Here is a 3739-nt window from a genome sequence, read left to right on the forward strand (position 1 = left end):
CAACCGCATCCATGAAGGCGTCGCGGGTGAGGAAGGGGGCTTCCGGCCCGCCCCAGAGACCCAGACGGGCGGCGTAGGCCAGGTTCTCGGGCGTGGTGGCGCCGGTCGCCGAGACGTAGAGGATGCGCGCGTTGGGCAGCCGGTTCTGCAGCGCCAGGCCCGCCAGGCCCTGCTGCGAGGCCTTCTTGGCGCCGCGGGCGCCCTTGCCGCCGCCAGCGGCGTTGGCAATCGCGTGGGCCTCGTCGAAGACGATCACGCCATCGAAGTCGGCCCCCAGCCAATCGACAATCTGGTCCAGCCGCGAGCGCCGGTCGCCCCGCGCCGGCTGGCGCAAGGTGGCGTAGGTCGAGAACAGGATGCCCCGGTCCATCCGGATGGCGTCAGCCTGCTTCCACGCCGATTGCGGGGTGATGTCGGCGTTAGCCCCGCCGATGGCGCTCCAGTCGCGTCGGGCGTCCTCGAGGAGGGCGTCGTTCTTCGACAGCCACACCGCGCGCGACCGGCCCTGGGCCAGGTTATCGGCGATGACGCCGGCGATCTCCCGGCCCTTGCCGCAGCCGGTGCCGTCGCCGAGGAAGAAGCCTTTGCGGAACGACACCGCACCGGGGTGATCGTCCTTGACCAGGATCACCTGGTGCGGGGCGTCACCGAGGATCCACGACCCCGGCAGCACCTGGGCGTGGGCCTCACCGGCGTAGATCACCGTCTCCATCTGGGCGTCCGACACCAGCCCGTCGTCGGTGATGCGGACCGGCAGGACCGGGCGATAGGTCGGCGCCGGCGGCGCCACCGAGGCCATGGGCCCGGACTCCACGAGCGGGGAGGGGTGGGGCCGCGAGGTGGCGAAGCGGATGCGGCCGAGCGCGTAGGCTTGGTAGAGGCCGACGTCGTGGCCCTCCCCCGACCAGGCGCAGGCCTCGTAGGCGAGGGGCGCGGACGTGGCGAGGAAGGCCAGCCGGTTGGACGGCGCGGCCAGGGCCCGGGCGCGAGGCGCCAGGACGGAGACCTGGGACACCGTGCGGAACTGGCGCGGCTGCGCGGTCGCTCGGGCCTCGATGGCCGCGGCTGCCTGGGCCGCGTCGGCCAAGCTGTCGGCCACGACGACGGCGGGAATCTCACCGCCAGGCACGCTGCGGTCGATCACCAGCAGGCCGGTCTCGACCGAGGTCCCGTGCTTGGCGTAGGCCCGGGCCGGGAAGGCCAGTCGCAGGCGGATCGGGCCTCGGGCGGCAAGGGCGCGCAGCGCCGGCGCATCCTCGAACAGCCGCGCCGGCACGATCGCCGCCAGCCGGCCGCCATCGGCCAGGCAGTCCAGGGCCGCGTGCAAGTGCGCCTCCAGGTGCTGGAAGGGCGGGTTGGCGACCACGGCGTGGAACCCGCCCGACCCGGGCAGGGTGTCGCGAAGATGGCGGGCGTCCTGCTGGCTGCGGACCGCGAGCGGGAAGAGACCTTCCAGCATCCCTGCGCGGCCGGCGGCCAGTTCGTTGAGGGTCAGGGCGCCGCCGCAGGCCTCGGCCAGGACGGCCAGCAGGCCGCTGCCGGCGGAGGGCTCCAGCACCTGGTCGCCCGGCCGGACCTGGGCGGCGAGCACGGCCAGGGCGCCCAACTGGGGCGGGGTGGAGAACTGGTCCAGCGCCACCTGCTCTTCGCTACGGCGGGTGTGGGTGAGGCTGAGCTCGGCCAGGTTGGCCAGCAGGGCGACGATCTCGGCCGGCGCGTCCTCCAGGCGTCCGACCTGGGGCGCCAAGCGGCGGATCTGCAGCACCAGGGCCGCCTCGATGGCGTCATAGGCGTCGCGCCAGAGCCAGGCGCCCTCCGCGTCCGAGGCGCCAAAGGCCATGGTCATGACATTGGCCACCAGCTTTCGGTCCAGCGGACGGGACCGATTGAGCTGCGGGGTTAGGGCGCGGGCGGCGGCCAAGAGGTTGGCGGGTCGGTGGTGGTCGCCGGTATCGGCGGCGAACAGGGGAAGCAGGGCGTTCATAGCGGGGCGTCCATTCACCCGCGGCGAAGGGCTCCTCCCTCCAGTCCCGACGGGCTCGCCCGTCCAATCCCTTCCCCCTCACCTCCAAAAGACAGCGACAACGCCACAACATCTTTCCATCACCTTCTATAGCTCCAAGAAAGTTGTTGACCAGAATTGATCGACACGCTTAACCGTGATGGCGGTCCAGCGACACCTTTCTCAAAAGAGACACGAACATGACGAATGTCAGCGGAACGCCGAAGAAGCGCTCCACGAAGCGCGGGCTCTTCGCCTTCGCCGTTCAAACCCTGGAGAAGGAGGGCTGGACGGTTTCGCGCGTGCCGCGCGGCGGTAAGGCCAGCCTGCGGCTGATCACCCGCGGCAAGGAAAGCCACAAGGTGTCGATCCGCACCTCACAGGACACCTGGATCGCATTTCCCCGCGACCGCAGCGGCAAGGATGGCTGGGTCACGCTCGACGAGGTCGACTACGTCGTGGCCGCGTCCGTGAACGAGAAGGCCAACCCGACCGAGGCGCGCATCCACATGATCCCGGGCGATGAGGCCCGCGATCGCTTCAACCGCGCGTTCGCGGCCCGCAAAGCGGCCCAGCACACCCTGCCGGCCGGCCGGGGGCTCTGGGTCTCGCTCTACGAGAAGGACGCCAAGGACCCTGTCAGCCACGTGGGCGCGGGCGCCGGCCTGGCGCATCCGGCGATCGGCGTGCTCAATCTAACTAAGGACAGTCTGCCGGGCGGCGTGGGCGACGAGGACCTCGATGACGAGGTCGATGATGACGCCGTTCCGGCGGTCCCCGCGCCTTCCGCCGAAGAGGCCGCCCTGACAATCCCGGAGGCGAAGCGCCGACTAGCCATCAGCCTCGGCGTGCCCGAGAGCGCGATCAAGATCTCCATCGAGCACTAACCTGGAACGCAGGGTTCGGTGGCGATGAGGGCCGCCAAGCTTCGGCTTGGCGGCCCTTTCTATGCCAGGGCTTGAGCCAACACCTCGCGACGCCGCCGCAAGATCATGGACGCCAAGGAAGGCGCCGACCTCAGTCCAGCGGATAGTCGCCGATATCGGGTTCCAGCACGCTGATCGACGGGACCAACTCGTAACGCAGGGATTTGACCTTCTGCACCACGGCCGAGCCGGTCACATAATCGAAGTCCTTGGGTTGGAAGACGCAGACGTTGCGGCCGCCATCGTTGAGCGAACTCTTGAACGCTACACCGTCAAAGCCGCGTTGGCGCAGCACGTCAGCGATCAGCTGGGTAATCGAGTAGCGGCCGGATTGCTCGGGTCGGACTGGGAGGCTCATGGCCTGGTCGGCCGCGTAGACGAAGGCGTAGAGGTCCAGTTGGGTGTCGCTGGTCGCGAAGGCGGCGATATCAGCCTCGAGGTTGGCCAGCCGTAGTGGCCGCAGGCTGCGGTACTGGCCGACCGAAAGCTGATGGCTGGGATGAGGCCGTATCTCCGCGCAGGCCGTCTCGATGTCGGACGCCAAGTAGAGGAAGGCCACGCCCTCCCGGTTCAGTCGGCCCTCCCGGGCGATCTGCGGCGGCGGCGCCCCGAGGGCCTCGTCTTGGTAAGGCTTATAAACCGTGTCAGCGTGGAAACCGTTGGACCTGTTGAACCGGCCAGCGACGCCGAGCCTGGCGCGAAAATAGATCTGGCCGGCCGGCTCAACGACGGCGATGCGGTCCTCGACCTTCTCGATCAAGGCGGCAAGGTCGGGCTCGATCGCGAAGTAATTTTCGGTCTGCAGTCGGCG

Annotated in this window: 3 protein-coding genes; 1 reads left to right on the forward strand and 2 read right to left on the reverse strand. The window is 69.4% G+C overall.

Annotation, left to right across the window (positions count from 1 at the left end):
- Positions 1-1984, reverse strand: a 1984-nt coding sequence (locus tag QZV94_RS23885; protein WP_293682797.1) for a strawberry notch-like NTP hydrolase domain-containing protein, incomplete at its 3' end; no start/stop codon positions are given.
- Positions 1985-2202: 218 nt separating this feature from the next.
- Here QZV94_RS23885 and QZV94_RS23890 point away from each other — a divergent pair.
- A complete protein-coding gene (locus QZV94_RS23890) occupies positions 2203-2889 on the forward strand; it encodes a hypothetical protein (protein WP_293682800.1) in 687 nt (228 codons plus the stop codon).
- Positions 2890-3019: 130 nt separating this feature from the next.
- Here the strand turns inward: QZV94_RS23890 and QZV94_RS23895 are convergent.
- On the reverse strand, positions 3020-3739 hold a 720-nt coding region (locus tag QZV94_RS23895), incomplete at its 5' end, for an RES family NAD+ phosphorylase (protein ID WP_293682801.1).

This window comes from uncultured Phenylobacterium sp., assembly GCF_902826855.1.
Taxonomy (GTDB): domain Bacteria; phylum Pseudomonadota; class Alphaproteobacteria; order Caulobacterales; family Caulobacteraceae; genus Phenylobacterium.